This is a genomic window from Proteus sp. MB838 (assembly GCF_054767435.1).
Map to the genome: position 1 here is coordinate 96,084 of NZ_BAABMO010000002.1, position 21,174 is coordinate 117,257.

Below are 21,174 nucleotides of genomic sequence, written 5' to 3' on the forward strand. Positions count from 1 at the left end.
ATTAATCATTAGCAATAAGACTTTTAAAGTATCAATAGGCATTTACATCAACGAATAATACAAATTATGAATATAGAACTTCGCCATTTACGTTATTTTATTGCTGTTGCTGAAGAATTACATTTTGGTAAGGCAGCTGAGAGATTAAATATTTCCCAACCTCCTTTAAGTCAGCAAATACAAGCCTTAGAAAGTGAGATAGGGGCTCGTTTACTCGAAAGAACCAATCGTTCTGTTTCGTTAACCCCGGCAGGACAAATGTTTTTAAAAGGATCCTATCAAATTATGGCACAAGTTAAGGCGGTAGCGACACGAGCATCAAGAATGGAAAAAGGAGAATTAGGTGAAATTTCAATTGGTTTTACCTCAACAACACCTTTTATGCATTTGGTTACGTTAAGTTTGCGTCAATTTAGGGAAAATTATCCTGAAGTCGGTATTCATATGCATCAAATGAATACCAAACAGCAGATATCACCATTATTAACTGGCCACATCGATTTGGGAATTATGCGTAATACGGTGTTACCTGATAATTTGCACCACCAGCTCCTATTTCGTGAACCTTTTATTTTGGCAGTTTATGAAGGGCATCCTTTACTTGAATACAAAGAAACAGGCGTAAATATTCAAGATATTGGGCAATATCCTTTTGTATTTTTTGAGCGAGATGTAGGAACGGCGCTTTATGATGAAATTATTCAATTGCTTAGCCTTGCGGGAATTACACCAACGATAGCACAGGAAGCCGGAGAGGCGATGACCATCTTGGGGCTTGTTGCTGCCGGATTAGGTATTTCTATTGTGACAAAATCATTTACTCGCATGAAAGTTGATGGTGTGCATTATCTGCATTTTGCTAATTCGAATGCTTTCTCTGAAGTATGGTTAGTTTCTCATAACAAACGAACGATCCCCGCTGCGGCCAATAGGTTGACTCAATTATTGCTAAAAAATATCTTAGAAGATCAAAAATCTTGATTTATATGTGCTTTCCATCACGATTTTTATGTAATTATTGTACAATTATCACAAACTGACGACATAATCGAAAAATAATTATTTAGAGCTTCGAATTAATTACGGCTTTTTTATTAAGGATAAGATGAAATGGGGATCCCGCCTAGCCATATTGATCATGTAAAACAATTTAATCTTGGCACTGTTTTTCGATTAATTGATGAACATGGTCCTATTTCTCGTATCTCATTATCTAAAAAAGCAACACTTGCGCCTGCCAGTATTACTAAAATTACGCGAGAATTAGTCGAAGCACACCTTATTCATGAAACAGAATTTCCTGGGTTGGGATTTCGGGGACGGCCGGCTGTTGGTTTAAAGTTAGAGAGCAAAGGGTGGCAATTTTTATGTATTCGAGTAAATAATGGTAGCCTACTTTTTAGTTTAAGAGAGCTTGATAATCAATTAGTTGTTGAAGATACCTTCGACTTTCCTAAACAAAATAGTGATGCTTTTTTGCATCATTTCCTTGCTGCAATAGATACATTCTTTCAACGTTATCAATCAAGAGTAGAGCGCCTTACTGCAATTAGTATTACCATGAATGCAATTGTTGATCCGATTAGTGGCGTTATTTATAGCTCTCCTTACTATGCTATCCAAGATATCCCGCTGGCTGATAAAATTCAGGAAAAAACAGGTGTTGCTGTTTTCTTACAACACAGTGTAACGGCTTGGACGATGGCTGAATCACTCTATGGTGCAGCCAAAAATAACACCGATATTCTGCAAATTGTTATTGATGATATTGTCGGTGCAGGGGTTGTGACTAATGGAAAGACATTACATTCAAACAGCCATAGTGCCGTCGAAATAGGGCATACAAAAGTTATTGATTCACAGACGCAATGTTATTGTGGTGCAAAAGGGTGTTTAGAAACGGAAATATCGATCCCTCAGTTAATTAAAAAAGCACAGCACTTGGCGCAAGAAAATCCCACCTCAATACTTAATCAATATCCGATTACGGTAGAAACGCTATGTGATGCTGTATTAATTGGTGATAAACAAGCATTAGACATCATTAATTTAGTGGCGCAACGACTTGGTTTTATTTTAGCCGTGATGGTCAATATTTTTAATCCTCAAAAAATATTAATAGGTTCACCTCTGTGTAGAGCAAAATCTGCACTTTTCCCCCTGATCCTTAGTAGTATCCAACACCATGTATTACCTAGATATGCCCATAACTTGGTTATTGAAGAAACAGAATTGCGCAATAAAGGCACATTGCCAGCGGCATCACTAGTAAAAGAAGCCTTATATAATGGCTCATTATTACTTGAGTTAATGCAAGGCTAATAATAATACAATAAAGTATAATTAAAGTATTATGCATAGAGAAGTAGGCCAATTGATCACTTACATTACCCTATTTTTACTCAATTAACTAAAAAATTGAGCTAACTCAAGCCACCATAAACAGTGTTACCCTAAACTCTAATCTCTGTCATTTTTCGTAAACCTGATTTATCTGTCATAACGGAAGTAAATTATATGTTAACACGCTTGTTTGTTACGGGGACAGATACCAACATAGGTAAAACTGTTGTCACCCGAGCACTTCTTCAGTCAATAAATCGTGGCGGGACAACAGCAGTGGGCTTTAAGCCTATCGCAACCGAATTACATGAAACGGTTGAGGGTAATCGTAATCGTGATGCTCAGATTATTCATAATTCCTCACCTATTGACGCTCGCTACGACGAAATTAACCCTATTTTGCTAGAAAATTGTTATGTAAGTGAAAATGCAATAGACTTCCATCAAATTTCAAGTGAACTAAATAATTTGGGCCAAAAAGCTGAATGCGTTGTTATCGAGGGAAATGGTGGTTGGCGCTATTTACTTGATGATAATACTTTTTATTCAGACTGGGTGGCTAAAGAAAAAATTCCTGTTGTTCTAGTGGTTGGGATCCAACCTGGTTGTGTCAATCACTCAATTCTAACCGCGCAATCTATTATTAATGATGGTTTAGAATTAGTTGGTTGGGTGGCTAATAGAATTAATCCTGGGTTACCGCACTATGCAAAAATTGTAGAAAGGTTATCTCAACATATTCCAGCCCCATTGATTGGTGAAATCCCGTATTTATTACGCCCTGAAGAACGTGATCTCTCTTGTTATCTTGACTTAAGTCAGTTAGAAATCGCTCAACCCGCTTAGTTAAGGTCAATTAAAGAGAATAAAAATAAGTTATTTCTATTCAATAACTTATTTCCTATTAATATTTAGTTTTACTTATTACTTATCAACGCCTAATGGGTTAACTCATTGGGTGTTTTTTTATTTAACAATGAATACTAAATATTAATAGCCTAATCGCTATTTAGGTTAAAAAAGAAAAGGGCACACAAAGTACCCTTTTTAGCTATTAATTCTATTAAATCAATGATTAATGGCGAGTATAAATGATTTTTTTAGAATCATTTTCACAAGTACCTACAACTTTACCTTCAGTCTGTGCAACTTGATCATTTTCAACCACTGTTAGGGTAAAGTTAGCCGCAGGAACACCATTATTTTCAATTTTTTGTTGAATATCTTGAACGACTTCATCACATCCAGCATTTGCGGCTAAAGGTGCAAATGCGAACAATGTAGCCAGTACTGCAAATAGATATTTTTTCATAACATTTCTCTCCTTGCTTGATTTCTAAAACATCATTGTTTTATTTATATTAAGGGTTAATTGGGCGACCAGTATTACTGTCTAAACAGCGACGTGTTTCTGGCTCCCAGTAAGCATAGATATTGGCGCTTTTTAAACAAGCATCACGCTCATCAATAGCTTTATCTATTTTATTAAACTCAGTTTTTTCGCGTTGGTTGATTTTATTACGGAGATCGCGTTTTTGATCCCAATCTTCTTTCATTTGTCGAGCTTGCTCTTTATCTAAAACATTATCATAGCCATTGCCATTAATGGTTACATTTGTTGAAGCTGCAACAGAAGAAAAAGAAGACACGGATAAACCAAGAAATAGTGAAAATAGCAGAGTCCTTGTTGCTTGTTTCTTAGTTAACGTATTTATCATAATGGCTATCCTCTAAAAGTATGTAGCACTGAACAATGACTATTTTATATCAACAAGTATATATGATCCCTTAACAAAAAATGAGTTTTCAGTGCGTTTAATTTTGTCGGTGCACACTTAATCCGGCAAAAGATTGACTGACGGGCATCATCTCAAGCGTATTAATATTAACATGTGCAGGCAATGTTGCCGTCCAAAAAACCGCCTGTGCAACATCTTCAGGAGTAAGCGCATCTGCTCCTGCATAAGTTTGTTCTACTTTATCGGTATCACCTTTAAAGCGTACTAATGAGAACTCAGTTCCCCCCACAAGACCGGGTTCAATATCAGTAACGCGTATTTTTTTACCTTGAAGATCGGCACGTAAGCCTAGGCTAAATTGCTTAACAAAGGCTTTGGTTGCACCATACACATTTCCCCCCATATAAGGCCAAGAAGCCGCTGTTGAGCTGATATTAATAATATGCCCGACATTGCGTTCAACCATTGAGGGTAGTAATGCACGAGTGACATGCACTAAACCTTTATTATTAGTTTCGATCATAGTATCCCAATCATCAAGATTGGCTTTATCAGCGGTACTTAACCCTAAAGCGAGTCCTGCATTATTGACTAATACATCAATTGAGCGCCATTGTTCTGGTAATTGGTGATAAATTTCACTGACTGCTTTTTTATCGGTGACATCTAATTGTAAAGGATAGAATAGATCGCCCAGTTCTTGATGAAGAGCTTGCAGTTTATCAAGACGTCTCGCAGTACCAATAACTTTGTGTCCATGGTTAATAAAGTGACGAGCAATAGCTTCTCCAAAACCTGCTGAAGCACCGGTGATAAATATAATCATTTACTTATCCTCATTGTTTTAATCTTTGAAAGTAAAAAGCGAACGTTAACAAGAGTCAAGTTGAAAAATGCAGCTTTGAGATAAATCAGGGGAAAGATAAGGTTCTTTGCCAATGTAAAAGATTTTTAACTTTAATCATCACTGAGTTATACGTTTTTCACTACTGTTCAAAGTGGGTTGAAAGGGGGTTTTTATTTCGTGTCACAGTAGAGAAGGTTTAATACAGAGGTGTCATAAAAAAGCTAGGGCAAAACAAATAGGCTTAATAAAAACATGGTTACAACAATAATCACGACGCCTATAACGGCAATGGTAAGTGTGGGAGATAAAAGAAAGCAAAAATAACAGAGTACAAAAGTCACCGCGATATGGAGCAGATCGCTAAACTGATGATAAAGCCAAATAATCAAATTTTTAATTTTCAATAGAGCCGTTCTTACCATCATTTACTCGTAACTATGATTACTATATAGGTCATTGCTCGAATCTGAGCTTATAAAAATTTATAAGCTCAGTTTAGCATAGTAAATAACGCTAATAGTTATTTTTTGCCAACTTGATGGCCAATAACACCACCTAATACACCGCCGCCAATGGTTCCTAATGGACTACCATCTGTTAAAATTGCACCACCTATAGCACCAGCACCGGCACCAATTGCTGTATTACGATCGCGTTTTGTCATGCTTGAACAACCCGCAAGTGAAAAAAGCAGAACAGAAGCGACACACATTGTTCCAATTTTCTTAAACGTGATATTCATTTTTATAAGCTCCAGTATAAAGAACATTATAAAGTTACTGCTATCATAATCGTACTGGCATCAGAATATTCGGGAAGAATAGGGTGCAATACTCCTAAAATGCGTATTAAAAAGCATTAAAAAAGTAATAATAACTAACTATCTGATTAAGTTAGTTAATACAATGAGCATTGTATTACAAAATGAGAGATATTAAGAATAGGCTTAAAATAACTTACAGACTCTAAGCCTATTAAATCTAACGGATCAGACGGGTAGTTAGCGTTTTTTGTTGATCCAGTAATTATGCTTATCGCGTAATTCTTCTTCTGTATATTTTATCGCTTCACTATCAGAAATTTTACGATGTGCATTATATGATTGATAAATTTTTGCTTCCCAAGTCAGTATTTTTGGTAAACATTGTTCAAATACAGCATCTGAATTGTAAGTACATTTATGGGTTATTTTTGACGCGAGATTATCCACACTAGATTGTATTTTATCTGCTGATTTACTTGTTTCTTTTGATGCGTGTTCAGACATCTTAAAAAATACAATTGATAACCAAATCGCTCCAATAGCAAGTATTAAAGATGCTATTGATGCAATAAAACTGATAACTTCAAAAATAGTTTGCATTGTGTCTACGGATTCCATAAAAAAATCTTACAGCGAAAACTAAAATCCCCATCCTGTACTACGGGGGTAGTCTTAGGGTAATACCAAGGTTTTTGCATAAGTGATTAAAAAACGCTCACACCAATTAATCATTTACATCAAAAATCTTTGTCAAATTTAATATAACATATTCTTATGTGTTTAATAGCGTCAGATATCATATTTCTATGATTATACACCAAGAAGAAAAGGTGGCTTAGAAGGTATCTGTGATAACTGTTAATACAAAAAGCTTTTAGTGTGATATCTGAAAGGGTGCGGTAAATGATTACCTCTACAGAAAATTATTTGTGGCGAGGGATTTATGCAGTATTGAAGTGATAAACGATCACAAATATATTGAACAGACCAAAGGCTATTTTACGGTTAGATTTATAGTTACAGCAAAGAGCAATATCAACGGTAGAAGTTTGAAATAATAAATAAAAATATTAAGGATTATTATTGGATAGATGTCTTTGATTCTTATGATAGCGTCATGGGCATCAATTTAACTGACGGTAGAAACATCTAAAAAGGCTTTATTAAAATCCTTTCTAAAGTAGTATCTGATAAAAAAACAAAAAAACATTGGGTCCAACCAACATAATCTAATCAGCCAAAAACAGAGATTTCAGCGCCTATCCGTATTTACCTATCATGGTTCGCATAATGCATATTATGTTAAATAGAATGTAATAACCAATAACTTCATTCCTAGCTCTAATCTGTGCACGATATCCCCTACATCTAGATCATATTGTTATATTAAAATATTGGGCAAAAGCTTTATTGCCCTTTTCATTAATCGTCACTTCTCTATATCCTTGGTGGCGTTTTATCCAACCTTGTGTCTGTGCATGATTAAGTAATGCACTGCCAATTTGTCCACCTAGATGAAAACGTCTTTCACTCCAATCTAAACAAGGACAACAAATATTGCGCGAATGTTTTGCTTGGAAATTAAGTCCCATCAATTTAAAGCGTTTATCTCCGAATTCAGTTATTTCTGTTCCATCTTTTGTTATCCATTCTTCTTGGCAAAGTACCTGATAAATTTTAACGGCAATTTCACCGGCTAAATGGTTATAGCATGTACGTGCTTTTCTTAAATGTTCTGGGGTGGTAATTTTTGCTTGTGATACATGAACTGTTGAGAAGCTCATCAAATTTTCAATAACTTTTGCTATATCATCACTAGCTAATCGAAAATAGCGATATTTACCACGAGAGATCACAGAAATAAGGCCGCTACTGAGTAATTTTGATAAATGGCTACTTGTGGTAGATGCGGAGATATCCGCAACAATGCTCAATTCGGTGGCTGTCCACGCCCTTCCATCCATCAAAGCACAGAGTATTTTTACTCTGGAAATATCCGCAATAGCGGCTCCAACCGCGGCTATTGCTGACTCCAAAGTATGCTCATATTCCGTTTTGTAATTATTCATCTTATAACGGCTCTATTGTCCAGTATGGTGCAATTACGTGTGAGTACTTGTAAACTCATAACAACGTTCTAGTTTAACTATACTTATTTTATAAAAATCAAAAATGCTCTTTTTACCTTTCTGCTGTGCTTTGCTGTGCAAAATATTATTTTTCCATTGCAGTATAGCATCTTCATTTTTCCACCAAGAAAGCGATAATAGCTTTCCTTCCGTCGCTAGGCTTTGAAAGCGCTCAATAGATATAAATCCATCAATGTTGTTTAGTAATGGTCTTAGTTGAGATACTAAAGATAAATATTGCCCCTGCTTACTTGTGGCTATTTGAACTTCAAAAATAACAGCGATCATTTTATTCTCCTTGTTAAGAATAAGCAGGATAACAAGGAAAATAATAAACGTTTCGATACCTATTGAAATGTTACTCCGTACTGAATGTAGAGTAGAAATGATGTTAGTATCTTTATTAAGCAATGATATCTTTAAAAGCACTTGTTACTTGTTATATTTATAACAAAAAATGTAGTATTATCAGATTTTTATGTGCAAAAACATAACGTAAGAGAAAAATAATGAAAGTTCATTATGCTGTAGGTAAATATATAATTGCTATATTTATTCTATTACTGCTTGTTATCACCACCCTATTATTTTTTACAAGCCATATTCAAGACTTTGACTATGAAAACAAAGATCAAGAAGAATTAAGTTTTCTATCTCAAGGAAACAGGCTATCAGGAACTCTTCTTACTCCTCAACATAAGACTCCGTCAGCGGTTATCGTTGTTATTCATGGTGATGGGCCTCAAGATCGTTATTCAAATGGTGGCTACAACCCTCTGTTCAATACATTTTTGGATGCAAATATCGCGATATTCTCGTGGGATAAAGCAGGCATTGGTGATGGTCAAGGAAACTGGCTACATCAATCAATGGAAGCTCGCGCTGAAGAAGCGGTAGCTGCATTAAAATTAATGCAACTTCGTTATCCCGAAGTTCAAGTAGGTTTTTTAGGGTTTTCACAAGCAGGATGGGTTATTCCTATCGCCGCTAGTCAATCACAACCAGCTTTTTCTGTGATTATTGGTGGTGCTGTCAATTGGCGAGAACAAGGACAATATTATCAAAAATTGCGTTATGAACAGCAAGGAAAAACACCGGATGAAATTATACAATTGCTGGCAAAAGAACAAAAAGAAAATGATGATATTTTTGGACTACATGGTACAAAAGATCGCACTCGGCGCAATGATATGAGTGAAGATCGATTTAATTTTGTTGTTAAAAATTACTTAAGTGATTCATCAAGTTATTTAAGAAAAATGAATGGTCGTATATTAGCGGTATGGGGAAATAATGACTTAAACGTTAATGCTCAGCTTAATGCTTGTCGTTATCGTGCAATATTAAATACTCATCATCAAGCTGATATTGTTGTTTTCCCTCATGCTAGTCATGGATTACTCCGTGTGCCTGAATTTAATTACCAATTAGAAAGTGATTGGCCAATATACCGTCAATTACAATTTCTGTGGGCTGGCCGTAAAGCTTACACTGAAGGTTCATTACCACTTATTATCGATTGGATAAAAAATAAAAATCCGGATTTCTCTCCCTATAATATGGATTGTAATTTATGATTTTTAACCATAATAACAATATAAATGGCTTTATACTTTGGTTGTCTCTTGTGTTACTTTCTTGTACTCTGCTACGCTTTATTATCAACCTATTTGAGTAAACCATGACAGAAGCTCGTTCTAAAGATCCACTACACGGTATCACGCTTGAAATGCAAGTTAATGCGTTAGTGGCTAAATATGGTTGGGTTAAATTAAGCCAACTAATCAAAATTAACTGTTTTAGAAACGAGCCAAGTGTAAAGTCGAGTTTGAAATTTTTGCGCAGAACTCCTTGGGCGCGCTCTGAGGTAGAAGCACTATATCTAAATCTTGTTGAAGAAAACCTTGATGATACAATCAATTATTCTGAAAGTGATCCTTGGGCAAATAGTCGCTATAAAAAATAATTGTTATTTTTATTAATTCTCATCTCTAAAATCCTTTGGTGTCATGCCAAACTCTTTTTTAAAAATAGAGTAAAAATATTGTAACGACGGATAGCCACACATCAAAGAAATCTCTTGTATTGATAATGTTGTTGTGGCTAATAAGTTTTTCGCCCTTTTCAGCTTCTCTTCATAAATCACGGCATGGATAGTCTTCCCTACTTCTTTCTTAAAACGCTGTTCTAAATTAGAACGCGACATATTTACAGCGTCTAACACTTGCTCAGTTTTTATTCCTTTACAAGCATTGTAATAAATATAGTGCATTGCTTGTACAACGGTTGGATCACTAAATGAATGAAAGTCTGTTGAGCGACGTTCAATGATTTTTACTGGAGGAACTAATATTCTTGGTAGTTGTTCGGTTGGATGCCCTTCTAATATTTGATGCAGAAGCTTCGCGGCTAAATATCCCATTTGTCGTGAACCTTGTACTACAGAAGATAACGCTATACGTGATAAATAACGTGTCATATCTTCATCATCAATGCCTATAATACTGATTTCTTCAGGCACATTAATATTTAAGTTATCACAGACTTGTAGTAAATGACGCGCTCTGGCATCGGTGACGGCAATAATGCCAGTTTGTGGTGGCAACGTTTGTATCCAGTCAGATAAACGATTCTGTGCATGTTGCCAATTCTCTTGTGTGATATCCATACCGTTATAAATGATGCCAGGGTATTTTTCGCGAGTAACTAATTGCCGGAATGCATATTCTCTCTCATTAGACCAATGCGGGTAGTTTTTTGCCGGTAATCCATAAAAAGCAAAATGTTTAAGCCCTTTTTGCTTTAAATGTAAAAAAGCTTGATGAATCAATTGATAATTATCAGTAGCAATATATGGCACAGAAGGATAATCTTTTGCTTGATGATAAGAGCCACCGACACCAATAACAGATAAGGGTGATTGGCTTAAATGTTGAGTAATAATGGGATCGTCAAAGTCTGCAATAATGCCGTCACAAACCCAATGATTAATATTATCAAGGCGAGTGCGGAAATCTTCTTCAATAAATACATCCCAATGGCACTGTGACGCCTGCAAGTATTCACCTACCCCTTCAACAACTTGTCGGTCATAGACTTTATTAGCGTTGAATAACAGCACGATACGAAAGTATTTATCTTTTTTCATATTAGATCACCCACTCTTCCATGTTGGCCATTAAACCACAGCTTTGTATTTGCCAGCATTCTCCTTCGTGGCTATGTGATTACTATCACACAAGTCAGATTTCGTAATAGCAAAGTAAAAAATAGGAATAACCAAGAGTAAGTACAACGAGTATTTTGTTGTTAAACCACATTGCCGAGGGGATTTTCATGAATCAGAATAACTTTAATAAATTAATTTCTAGGCAAAATACCTACAGTGCTAAATGGTGCAACAGTAACGCCAATGTTATTCCATTATCGGTTGCCGATATGGATATTTCTGCACCAGATTTTATTATTAACAAACTCAGTCAGTTTAATTTAACCGGTATTTATGGCTATACCGATCTTAGCTCTGATTGGAATAATATTGCGGTAAATTGGTTTAAATCTCAATATGCTTGGCATGTTACACCTGAATCTGTGGTGTTTTGCCCTCGCATTATCCAAGCCGTCTCTCTCTATATTCAAAATTTTACTCAAATTGGCGATAAAGTGACAACTTTGTCACCTGCTTATCATCCTATTAGCAATACAGTTTGTGTAAATCATCGCCAGCTACTAGAAAGTCCATTAATTTATCATAATAGGTGCTATGAAATAGATTTTGACGATTTAGAAGATAAATTTAAACAATCTGTCTGTTTTATATTGCTCTCTCCCCATAATCCAACCGGAACAGTATGGCAACAAGCTGATTTATTAAAAATTGCTAAACTTGCTGAAAAATATAAAGTTTTTATTATTTCTGATGACGTTCATGCTGATTTTGTTTTTGATAATGCCATTTATCGTCCTATATCAACTTTAAGTAGCTATGTAGAGCAACACTCTTTTATTTGCACATCACCGGCTAAAACCTTCAATTTAGCGGGGCTTGAAATAGCCAATATTGTGATTGCTAATCCAGAATATCGTGAGAAATTTAAACAATGCTTAATTGCCGCAGGTATTCATAATCCTGGTTACTTCTCTGTCCCTGCTTTCTTACAAGCTTATACCTTACAAGGTCAACAATGGATCAAGGAGCTTAAACATTACCTTGCTGAAAACAGGCAGTGGGTAAAAGAGCAATGTGCACGTTATTTTCCTGATTGGGTTATCACTCAAAGCCATGGCACCTACATGCTATGGATCAATTATCAAAAAATGCAGTTAACCGAACAACAATTAAAGCATTGGTTTGTTTCATTAGCCGAAGTAGAAATGAGTTGGGGAAGCGGTTTTGGTGCGGCTGGGGATGGTTTTTTCCGCATTAATATTGCTACACCTCGTTCAATATTAGAAACCGTTTTTACTCGGCTTATTCGTACCTCACCTCACGCCAGTTTGGAATAAATTACAATGAAAACGCAAACGATAAATAATCCGAGAACCCCTACACTTCTCGAGTCACTGTTTCCTATATTTACAATGGTGGTGCTATTAGGCGGAGGTTACGCCGCTTTTGATTTACCTCCCGAACCACTAATGGTGTTATCAACCGTCGTCGCGGCATTATTAGTTAAACGATTAGGCTATCGTTACGACGAAATCTTAACGGCTATCTCACAAAAAATCGCCAAAACGATGCCGGCTTTGCTGATCTTAATTAGCGTTGGTTTATTAATCGGGACATGGATGGTGGGAGGAACCATTCCACTGATGATCTACTATGGATTAAAGATGATCAGTCCTGAAATGCTATATGTTACAGCACTGCTAGTGACATCATTAGTATCAGTTTGTACTGGTACTTCATGGGGCTCGGCGGGCACTATTGGCGTCGCTTTTATGGGCGTTGCTGTCGGTATGGAGGCTAATCTTGCAGCAACTGCGGGTGCCGTTGTTGCTGGTGCTTACTTTGGTGACAAACTCTCACCGCTATCAGGGGATACTAACCTCGCTGCAATGGCGGCCAGAATAGATCTTTATCAACATATCTGTCACCTGCTTTATACCACATTACCTTCCTTGATCCTCACAGCGATTATCATGACTGTTTATGGTATGAATGGCGATTTAGCAGGACAAGGAGTGCCTGAAAAAGTCACCTTAATTACCAATGGGTTGGAGAATATTTATCACTTCAACTTGATCCTGCTTATTCCTGTATTAGTCATTTTATATGGTTCGGTCACGAAAAAACCGACTATTCCAGTTATGCTAGCCTCTGCCGCTATTGCGATGTTGAATGCTTATCTTATTCAAGGATTTGGCTTACATGATATCGTAAAAAGTGCCGTTGATGGCTTTAATGTCTCCATGATCCAAGGTAAAGAAGTACCTGAATTATTAGGTAATTTATTAAATCGTGGTGGTATGAACTCCATGATGAGCACCCTACTTATCTGTTTCTGCGCACTCTCCTTTGCGGGGACTCTATCTTTAAGCGGTGCATTAGAAGTGATAGTTCATGCACTGCTAAAAATGGTGCATTCAACGGGATCGATGATCTTAGCGACCATTGCCTGTGGACTGACCATGATTGGTGTTACTTGCAATGGACAAATCTCTATTCTTATTCCTATCGAAATGTTACGTGGTGCGTATATTGAACGCGGTTTACACCCTAAAAACCTTGCTCGTACCGTTGAAGATTCCGCCACTATTTTTGAGCCTATCTTACCTTGGACTGCTGCCGGCGCTTATATGGCGGGCACATTAGGTGTTGCAACCCTAAGTTATTTACCTTGGGCTGTATTGTGCTGGAGTGGCATCTTCTTTGCCATGTTATGGGGTTTCACCGGTTTTGGCATTGCTAAATTAACACCAGAAGAGCAGGAAGAAATGACTGCTGAGCTTGGATCACATTCAGAATTACAACTTGATACTAAATAAGGACGGTTCCATGTCTTACTTTGATAAAATTGAACAAATTCAATATGAAGGTACCACCAGCGATAACCCTCTCGCTTTTCGCTACTATAATCCAGATGAAATTATTTTAGGGAAAAGAATGGAAGATCATCTGCGATTTGCTGCCTGCTATTGGCATAACTTCTGCTGGAATGGTTCGGATATGTTTGGTATTGGTACGTTTGATAGACCTTGGCAGACACCGGGAGAAGCACTAGAACAAGCAAAGCGTAAAGCGGATGTTGCTTTTGAATTTTTCCATAAACTCAATGTACCTTTTTACTGTTTTCATGATGTTGATGTTATCTCTGAAGGAAATAGCATTAATGAATATATCACCAATATGGCAGCAATAACTGAGGTATTAGCGCAAAAACAGCAAGAAACGGGCGTTAAATTATTATGGGGAACTGCAAATTGTTTTACTCATCCTCGTTACGGGGCTGGTGCTGCAACAAATCCTGATCCAGAAGTATTTGCTTGGGCGGCAACTCAAGTTTGTGAAGCGATGAAAGCAACAAAAACGCTGGGAGGTGAAAACTATGTGTTATGGGGAGGTCGCGAAGGTTACGAAACATTATTAAATACTGATTTACGCCAAGAGCGGGAACAAATTGGTCGTTTTATGCAGATGGTTGTTGAGCATAAACATAAAATTGGATTCCAAGGTACACTGCTCATCGAGCCGAAGCCACAAGAGCCAACTAAGCATCAATATGATTATGATACTGCGACAGTTTATGGTTTCTTAAAACAATTTGGTTTAGAAAAAGAAGTTAAAGTGAACATAGAAGCTAACCATGCAACTTTAGCGGGTCACAGTTTCCATCATGAAATCGCCACAGCTATTGCATTAGGTATTTTAGGCTCAGTCGATGCTAACCGAGGTGATCCACAATTAGGTTGGGACACAGACCAATTCCCCAATAGTGTAGAAGAAAATGCATTAGTTATGTATGAAATTCTCAAATCCGGTGGTTTTACGACTGGTGGATTAAACTTTGATGCCAAAGTACGTCGTCAAAGTAATGATAAATACGATCTTTTCTATGGGCATATATCCGGAATGGACACCATGGCAATGGCATTACGTATTGCAGCAAGAATGATCCAAGACGGTGGACTTGATAAATTTATTGCTCAACGTTATGCGGGATGGAGTGCTGAACTTGGCCAAAATATCCTACAAGGCAAATTAAGTCTTGAAGAAGTGGCAAAATATGCACAAAGCAATACCTTAGCGCCCTGCTTACAAAGCGGGCGTCAAGAGATGCTAGAGAGTTTAGTGAATCGTTATATTTTTGGTTAAGGGTATAAAAAGATAAACACAGCAGAGTAGCGCTGTGTTTATTGATTTAATTAACATAAGATCATGGGGTAAAACGTCATGTATTTAGGGCTAGACTTAGGCGCATCAAGTGTTAAAGCGATCATCATGAATGAGCAAGGTGATGTCGTTGCCAGTCATTCTATACCTTTAACCCTCTCACGCCCTCATCCTCAATGGTCAGAGCAAGATCCACAAGCATGGTGGCAGGCAACTGATGAAGCGATAAAACAACTGAGTCGTACTCAACCTATGGAACAGATCCAAGCCATTGGTCTCAGTGGTCAAATGCATGGCGCGGTATTACTTGATGCGCAGCAAAATATATTACGCCCTGCTATTTTATGGAACGACGGCCGCAGTGTGAAACAATGTTTACGACTGGCAAAGCAATACCCTCAATTTAAAGAAATCACGGGCAATTTAGTTATGCCTGGGTTTACAGCGCCTAAATTGCAATGGGTCGCAGAAAACGAAGCGGAGATCTTTTGTCAGATTGCTCATGTGCTATTACCAAAAGATTTTCTACGTTGGAAAATGAGTGGTAATTTTGCCAGTGATATGTCGGATGCGGCGGGTACACTGTGGTTGGATATGCAAAAACGCGATTGGAGTGATGAATTATTAGCGGCAACGGGGCTTTCTCGATGTCAAATGCCGACACTATTTGAAGGTAACCAGATAACGGGTTACTTACTGCCAGAAATTGCTAAAAAATGGCAAATGAAACAAGTACCGATTATAGCGGGCGGTGGTGATAATGCTGCGGGTGCAATTGGTGTAGGAGTATATCAACCGGGTCAAGGAATGCTCTCTTTGGGCACATCCGGTGTCTATTTTGTTGTCAGTGAAAAGTTTCTCCAAAACAGTGACAATGCGGTACATAGTTTTTGCCATGCATTGCCACAAACTTGGCACTTAATGTCGGTAATATTAAGTGCGGCTTCTTGTCTAGATTGGGTATGCCAATTAACGGGGATCAGTGATGTTGGTGCAATGTTTAAAGAAATAGAACAGCATGCACATTCTGATAGTTCCCTACTCTTTTTGCCTTATCTTTCTGGTGAACGGACACCTTATAACAATGCGGATGCCAAAGGCGTATTTTGGGGGTTAACTCACCAACATCAGCGTGCGGATTTATGTCGAGCGGTGTTAGAAGGTGTTAGTTTTGCGTTGAGGCAAGGAATTGAAGTGGCGGATAAGGCTGGACAACACGCAGACAATATAACGTTAATTGGTGGAGGGGCAAGAAGTGAATATTGGCGACAATTACTAGCTGATATTACAGGAAAAACCTTGGATTATCGTCAAGGTGGTGATGTTGGTCCTGCGCTGGGAGCTGCTAGACTGGCACAATTAGCGATAAATCCGGCTCATTTATCACAAATTATTCTTTCTCAGCCAAAACTTGAAACACGTCATGTTCCCAATTTAGAAAAACATAAGGCATATCAAGATAAATATAATGCCTTTAAAAAGCTCTACACACTTATTGAAACAATGAAAATATAAAACAATATTGTGTTAACATCAGGATTATACAAAGGGCGAGATGATACTTGCCCTTTTCTATTTATTGGAATAATACAGAAATAGCACTTAATGCTAATAGACCACCCATAATAAAATTAAATAGTTTTAATATTTTGGGATTTTTTAATCGCTCTCGTAAGCTATGACCAAAAGTGGCCCATATAGCAACACAAGGAAAATTAATTAATGTGAAAATAATAGCAACTAACAACATTGAAATATAAGGATATTGTGGTGAGGTATATAATGTTATCCCTGAAATCGCCATCATCCATGATTTAGGATTAATCCATTGAAATAATGCAGCCTCTAACAAGGTTAACGGTGAGCCTTGTCTATTACTATTTTGCTCAACAGAATGACTAATTGCCGTTTTCCAAGCTAACCACAATAAATACAGTGCTCCGAGATATTTTAATATATTGTAAATAATGGGCGATGATTTAATAAGTGCTCCTATGCCTATCCCCACAGCCAATAACATCACAAAAAAACCGAGAGACACACCGATAGCATGAGGCATTGTACGCTTTAAGCCAAAGTTAATACCTGATGCTAGAAGCATAATATTATTCGGGCCTGGTGTAATTGAAGTAACAAATGAAAATATGGCTAATGATAAAAAAATGTCGAAAGTCATATATAAAATTCTAATCAATAAATAATGAATAAGGAGATATTAAATTGGCTTTTCTTTTTTTATTTACCAACTAGTGCTTAATTTTATAGGAATGGTAATACTTAGCGCTAGAGAAATTCATTATTTTAGGAATTTGTCTATCCATATGGATAAGTTTCAGCTTTTATTCTATTATATGGAATTTTCTACGGTATGATAAGTTAAAATAACGATATTATATAATAAGGTAATTGAAGGTGACTTATTACTAGAAGATATAACCTGCCCTACAAATATATTATTCTGATACCTTTCAAGAAAATATAACTATTAGCCCTAATAAATATATTGATATATTAGGGCTAATATAATAGCTATTGCTAACGATACCCGCGACGATGGTTTTGGGCAGACCAGCTATAGGTTTCATCACTAGAGACTAATTTCTGTTTTTTCTTCTGGGAAAGGGCTTTTTTGCTGGCTTTTTCTACTTCGAGGGAGATTTCGGTAATAATAGCATCTTTCACTTTATTCATTTCGGCGTTAGTTAATTCACGCCCCAATTTCTTTCTCTCTTGACCGATTCTGGTTCTAACGCGCATCTGTTGGGCATCTGTCATCTCTTGAAGAGTCAGCTTTTTCATACAATCACACCCTGTATTGAGAAAGGAGTCTTTAATATAACATCATTTCAACGACTCACAATCAATCAATTGCTTTTTTGATAGTAAAACGCGATCGAGATAGATATTACGCGCTTATTACACGCGTAATATCATAAAGTGAGTGAAGGATTAAACTAACAGATAGACCGATTAAATAAGTTTAAGAAATTTAACTTTAAAATCATCAATATCTTGTTGTGTTGTTGCCCAAGAAGTACAAAGGCGCAAACAGCTTAGCTGTGGATCGTCAAGTAATATGCGATGAAAAACAAACTGCTGCGTTAGCTTTTCTGCAATATCATTAGGTAAAATGACAAACACTTGGTTAGATTCTGGTGGTGCTAAAAAATCAAAACCATGCTCAATAAAGAATGCGGCTAATTGTGAGGCCATCTCATTGAGATGTTTACCTAATTTAAAGTAGAGATCGTCGCTAAATAACGCCGCAAATTGTGCCCCTAATAACCAACCTTTTGCCTGTAATCCGCCCTTTTGTTTTAAGCTAAAGCGAAAATCAGAATTTAATGCAGGATGACGAATCACTAATGCTTCTGCTGACATAGCACCAATTTTCGTGCCGCCAATATAGAAAGCATCAGTTAAGTGTGCGATATCTTCAATCGTTAGATCGCTGTTATCAGACATCAACCCTGTCGCTAAACGTGCGCCATCAAGATATAACCATAAATTATGTGCATCACAAAATTCGCGTAACGCTTGTAATTCGGCTTTACGATATACCGTACCAATTTCAGTGGCATTGGTTATATAAACAAGTTTAGGTTGCACCCAATGTTCATCGTTATGTTCAGCGAGGATCGGCTTCAATAAATCTGGGGTCAATTTACCATCAGCAGAAAAAGTGGTGATCACTTTATGGCCTGTTGCCTCAATCGCTCCCGTCTCATGAGTCGCAATATGCCCGGTGCTGACAGAAATTACTGCTTGATGTGGGCGTAAAAAGTGAGAAATAGCGGTTAAATTAGTGATGGTGCCACCATTAAAAAAATGGATCTGCGCTTCGGGTTGTTTAATTCGCTGTTTGATTAATTCTTTAGCTTGATGACAAAGGGTATCCATACCATAACCATCATAACGTTGACCTACTGTATCTGTAATTGCCTTCATGACCGCAGGATGTGCAATTTCATTATAATCATTTTGGAAGCGGTACACGTGTACTCCTATTTATGTTGTGTTTGGTCTGTCTATTATAGATAAAAGAAAAGCATATGGCCTTTAATTGACAAATTATCAAATAAACACCACATGCTGAGTCTAATATATTTAAAAATAGAGCGATTTAAAACCGCCTATTTAAAACAAACTTCACCCCAACGGGCTAATCCTGCGGTTACTGAGCCGAAATCATTACCTTTTACAATAGGCACATTAGGTAACTGTTGCTCGATAGCTTGACATAAAATCGGTGAACGCGCAGAGCCTCCTGTCATAAACACCACATCAGGTACCACGCCCCCTTGTTGTACGGCATCATTGACCAAATCAATCATTTTATCTTTAGGGGATCCAATGGCTTCAACCATTTGCTGGCGAGTGATATTGGTTTCTAATGTTTCACTTAATAACGCGATGCTGGCTAAATAGGTATGGCAATCTGATAATGCCATTTTCGCCTCTTCCGCTTTGCGGACAATGCCATATCCTAGTGTTTCATTATAGACTTCAATTAAGCGTTTTATCTTTTCTGGCTCTTGAGCATCACGACGTAGTTGATTTAATGCCGCTAAGTTTTGTTGAGAATAAAAATCTTTTTGTGCTTCAACATTATTGATGGCAATAGGATCCCAAAATTGTTTTAACGGCAATTTTATGCCCGATGAAGTTAGCCCTGTCATGCCAAATAAAGGCATTAGCTGTTTAAAAGCTAGGTAGATATCAAGATCATTACCACCCACACGTTGTCCACTATGCGCTAATAGTGTACTGGCACGATCGGTTTTACCCCGATAGCTAGGGCCCATTTGAATCAATGAGCAGTCCGTTGTACCACCACCAATATCAACTACCAAGACTGTTTGGTCTTTGGTTAATGTGGATTCATATTCTAAACCTGCGGCTACTGGTTCAAATTCAAATAAAACCTGTTTAAAGCCGGCCCGTTTAGCTGCATTAATTAAAATACGCTCGGCTTGCTTATTGGCAGCCTCTCCCCCTAACCCATTAAAATTAATAGGTTTACCAATCATGGCATCAGTAATGGTTTCTTGGGTGCTTTGTTCCGCTTGTTGTTTTATATTGGCCATCATGGCGCACACTAAATCTTCAAAAAAGCTGATTTGTATCTCATGTAAACCTGAGGCACCAAGAAAAGATTTAGGCGATTTGACGTAATAAACATCACGGGGATCTTTTAGATACAAACTTAATGCTGCCTGACCGAAAACAATATCCTCAGGCACTAATTCAATATCTTCATCACGATTAAACGCGATTGATTTTCTTAATAGTTGTTCGCCAATAGAGTTGGTAGGTTTAATATTTAAGTGGCGAAATAAATGTTCGGAAACAGATTCACGGGTTGGCGCACAAAGAGTGGATGGAATATAAACATTCTCACCTTCTAAAGGTAATAGCGTTGGTTTCCCCTCTTTCATCATTGCCACAGAACAATTTGATGTTCCATAGTCAAAGCCAATAAACATATCGCCTCCCAGCTAGACTTCGTTAAAAAAAAGACTGAGCACTCTACATCAAGCTTATTGTAATTACTACCAGATTGTGGTGTTTTGTCTTTTAATATTCGAATGGCGTTTCTGGCGAATAAAGTTTATTACAGCTTATTGTTATAGCCATATCAGGTTTTAAACCACCTAAATAACAATCAACAGAATCGGTTAATAGATGAAATAAGCACCCAACGGCAATGGCTTTCCATTTCCAAGAAGGAATAAACCATAAAACGATATAGACAATGGCAGCCCATAGAGTATGCAATGGATGAAAACCAACACTGCAACGATTGGGATCAAAGATTGGCGTTGCAAACAAATGGTCAATGTCTATTGCCATCGTACTCATCATAAGAAGCGCAGCAAGCCGCCAGTTTTTACCCCAAAATAGATAAGCGAGTGCTATTGGCGCTAAAAAATGTAAACCATAATGTATTATTGTTCTGGCGATTTCAAAGATCACAAAAGTCTCTATTACTTTATTATTTGATAGGCAGCCCTTTTTAT

The 21,174-nt window shown here is 37.2% G+C and carries 22 protein-coding genes; 9 read left to right on the forward strand and 13 right to left on the reverse strand.

Going from position 1 to position 21,174, the window contains the following annotated elements; genetic code table 11:
- The first annotated feature begins 66 nt into the window (after positions 1 to 66).
- The 3 genes from ACYUCW_RS01315 to bioD all read left to right on the forward strand — a co-directional run bounded on the left by ACYUCW_RS01315 (position 67) and on the right by bioD (position 3,189).
- Entirely contained in the window at positions 67 to 981 is a 915-nt protein-coding gene (locus ACYUCW_RS01315; RefSeq protein WP_004242999.1) for a LysR family transcriptional regulator, read from the forward strand.
- Between the two features lie 129 nt (positions 982 to 1,110).
- A complete protein-coding gene (mlc, locus tag ACYUCW_RS01320) occupies positions 1,111 to 2,322 on the forward strand; it encodes a sugar metabolism global transcriptional regulator Mlc (RefSeq protein ID WP_004242997.1) in 1,212 nt (403 codons plus the stop codon).
- A gap of 195 nt (positions 2,323 to 2,517) precedes the next feature.
- A complete protein-coding gene (gene bioD, locus ACYUCW_RS01325) occupies positions 2,518 to 3,189 on the forward strand; it encodes a dethiobiotin synthase (protein WP_004242994.1) in 672 nt (223 codons plus the stop codon).
- Between the two features lie 229 nt (positions 3,190 to 3,418).
- On the opposite strand, the gene ACYUCW_RS01330 is transcribed toward bioD, so the two are convergent.
- From ACYUCW_RS01330 to ACYUCW_RS01360, 7 genes are all read right to left on the reverse strand, one after another.
- On the reverse strand, positions 3,419 to 3,655 hold the full coding sequence (locus ACYUCW_RS01330; protein WP_004242993.1) for a DUF1161 domain-containing protein: 237 nt from the start codon (positions 3,653 to 3,655) through the stop codon (positions 3,419 to 3,421).
- A gap of 49 nt (positions 3,656 to 3,704) precedes the next feature.
- A complete protein-coding gene (locus tag ACYUCW_RS01335; RefSeq protein WP_004242992.1) occupies positions 3,705 to 4,061 on the reverse strand; it encodes a DUF1283 family protein in 357 nt (118 codons plus the stop codon).
- 97 nt (positions 4,062 to 4,158) lie between these two features.
- Complete coding sequence (gene ydfG, locus ACYUCW_RS01340; RefSeq protein WP_004242991.1) at positions 4,159 to 4,908, reverse strand: bifunctional NADP-dependent 3-hydroxy acid dehydrogenase/3-hydroxypropionate dehydrogenase YdfG; 750 nt, start codon at positions 4,906 to 4,908, stop codon at positions 4,159 to 4,161.
- 541 nt (positions 4,909 to 5,449) lie between these two features.
- Positions 5,450 to 5,671: an osmotically-inducible lipoprotein OsmB gene (osmB, locus tag ACYUCW_RS01345; protein ID WP_004248092.1), complete on the reverse strand. Its 222-nt coding sequence runs from the start codon at positions 5,669 to 5,671 to the stop codon at positions 5,450 to 5,452.
- A 258-nt stretch (positions 5,672 to 5,929) separates the two neighbouring features.
- On the reverse strand, positions 5,930 to 6,310 hold the full coding sequence (locus ACYUCW_RS01350) for a hypothetical protein (RefSeq protein ID WP_460408114.1): 381 nt from the start codon (positions 6,308 to 6,310) through the stop codon (positions 5,930 to 5,932).
- Between the two features lie 755 nt (positions 6,311 to 7,065).
- Complete coding sequence (locus ACYUCW_RS01355) at positions 7,066 to 7,761, reverse strand: ArsR family transcriptional regulator (RefSeq protein ID WP_049198707.1); 696 nt, start codon at positions 7,759 to 7,761, stop codon at positions 7,066 to 7,068.
- Between the two features lie 33 nt (positions 7,762 to 7,794).
- Positions 7,795 to 8,109: an antibiotic biosynthesis monooxygenase family protein gene (locus tag ACYUCW_RS01360; RefSeq protein ID WP_460408116.1), complete on the reverse strand. Its 315-nt coding sequence runs from the start codon at positions 8,107 to 8,109 to the stop codon at positions 7,795 to 7,797.
- 221 nt (positions 8,110 to 8,330) lie between these two features.
- Between ACYUCW_RS01360 and ACYUCW_RS01365 the strand changes: the two genes are divergently transcribed.
- Complete coding sequence (locus tag ACYUCW_RS01365; protein WP_460408118.1) at positions 8,331 to 9,398, forward strand: alpha/beta hydrolase family protein; 1,068 nt, start codon at positions 8,331 to 8,333, stop codon at positions 9,396 to 9,398.
- 104 nt (positions 9,399 to 9,502) lie between these two features.
- A complete protein-coding gene (locus ACYUCW_RS01370) occupies positions 9,503 to 9,787 on the forward strand; it encodes a VF530 family protein (protein WP_004242975.1) in 285 nt (94 codons plus the stop codon).
- Between the two features lie 12 nt (positions 9,788 to 9,799).
- Here the strand turns inward: ACYUCW_RS01370 and ACYUCW_RS01375 are convergent, their stop codons facing one another.
- On the reverse strand, positions 9,800 to 10,969 hold the full coding sequence (locus ACYUCW_RS01375) for a XylR family transcriptional regulator (protein ID WP_004242974.1): 1,170 nt from the start codon (positions 10,967 to 10,969) through the stop codon (positions 9,800 to 9,802).
- A gap of 188 nt (positions 10,970 to 11,157) precedes the next feature.
- On the opposite strand from ACYUCW_RS01375, the gene ACYUCW_RS01380 reads away from it, so the two are divergent.
- From ACYUCW_RS01380 to xylB, 4 genes are all read left to right on the forward strand, one after another.
- The gene (locus ACYUCW_RS01380; RefSeq protein ID WP_049256708.1) at positions 11,158 to 12,327 is read left to right on the forward strand and encodes a MalY/PatB family protein; all 1,170 of its coding nucleotides are present in this window, start codon (positions 11,158 to 11,160) and stop codon (positions 12,325 to 12,327) included.
- 6 nt (positions 12,328 to 12,333) lie between these two features.
- Positions 12,334 to 13,809: a Na+/H+ antiporter NhaC gene (nhaC, locus tag ACYUCW_RS01385; protein ID WP_004242972.1), complete on the forward strand. Its 1,476-nt coding sequence runs from the start codon at positions 12,334 to 12,336 to the stop codon at positions 13,807 to 13,809.
- 10 nt (positions 13,810 to 13,819) lie between these two features.
- Positions 13,820 to 15,136, forward strand: coding sequence for a xylose isomerase (gene xylA / locus ACYUCW_RS01390; RefSeq protein WP_163748613.1), 1,317 nt, complete (start codon positions 13,820 to 13,822; stop codon positions 15,134 to 15,136).
- A gap of 78 nt (positions 15,137 to 15,214) precedes the next feature.
- Complete coding sequence (gene xylB, locus ACYUCW_RS01395) at positions 15,215 to 16,669, forward strand: xylulokinase (protein WP_460408120.1); 1,455 nt, start codon at positions 15,215 to 15,217, stop codon at positions 16,667 to 16,669.
- A 61-nt stretch (positions 16,670 to 16,730) separates the two neighbouring features.
- Here the strand turns inward: xylB and ACYUCW_RS01400 are convergent, their stop codons facing one another.
- From ACYUCW_RS01400 to ACYUCW_RS01420, 5 genes are all read right to left on the reverse strand, one after another.
- Complete coding sequence (locus ACYUCW_RS01400; protein ID WP_004242968.1) at positions 16,731 to 17,330, reverse strand: LysE family translocator; 600 nt, start codon at positions 17,328 to 17,330, stop codon at positions 16,731 to 16,733.
- A 359-nt stretch (positions 17,331 to 17,689) separates the two neighbouring features.
- Positions 17,690 to 17,953, reverse strand: coding sequence for a YjbD family protein (locus tag ACYUCW_RS01405; RefSeq protein WP_004242966.1), 264 nt, complete (start codon positions 17,951 to 17,953; stop codon positions 17,690 to 17,692).
- Positions 17,954 to 18,124: 171 nt separating this feature from the next.
- On the reverse strand, positions 18,125 to 19,150 hold the full coding sequence (locus tag ACYUCW_RS01410) for a threonine aldolase family protein (protein WP_113976545.1): 1,026 nt from the start codon (positions 19,148 to 19,150) through the stop codon (positions 18,125 to 18,127).
- A 137-nt stretch (positions 19,151 to 19,287) separates the two neighbouring features.
- On the reverse strand, positions 19,288 to 20,640 hold the full coding sequence (gene yegD, locus ACYUCW_RS01415; RefSeq protein WP_049211711.1) for a molecular chaperone: 1,353 nt from the start codon (positions 20,638 to 20,640) through the stop codon (positions 19,288 to 19,290).
- 91 nt (positions 20,641 to 20,731) lie between these two features.
- Positions 20,732 to 21,130 (reverse strand): DUF6122 family protein, encoded by a 399-nt coding sequence (locus ACYUCW_RS01420; protein WP_004242961.1) that lies wholly within the window; start codon positions 21,128 to 21,130, stop codon positions 20,732 to 20,734.
- Between the last annotated feature and the right edge of the window lie 44 nt (positions 21,131 to 21,174).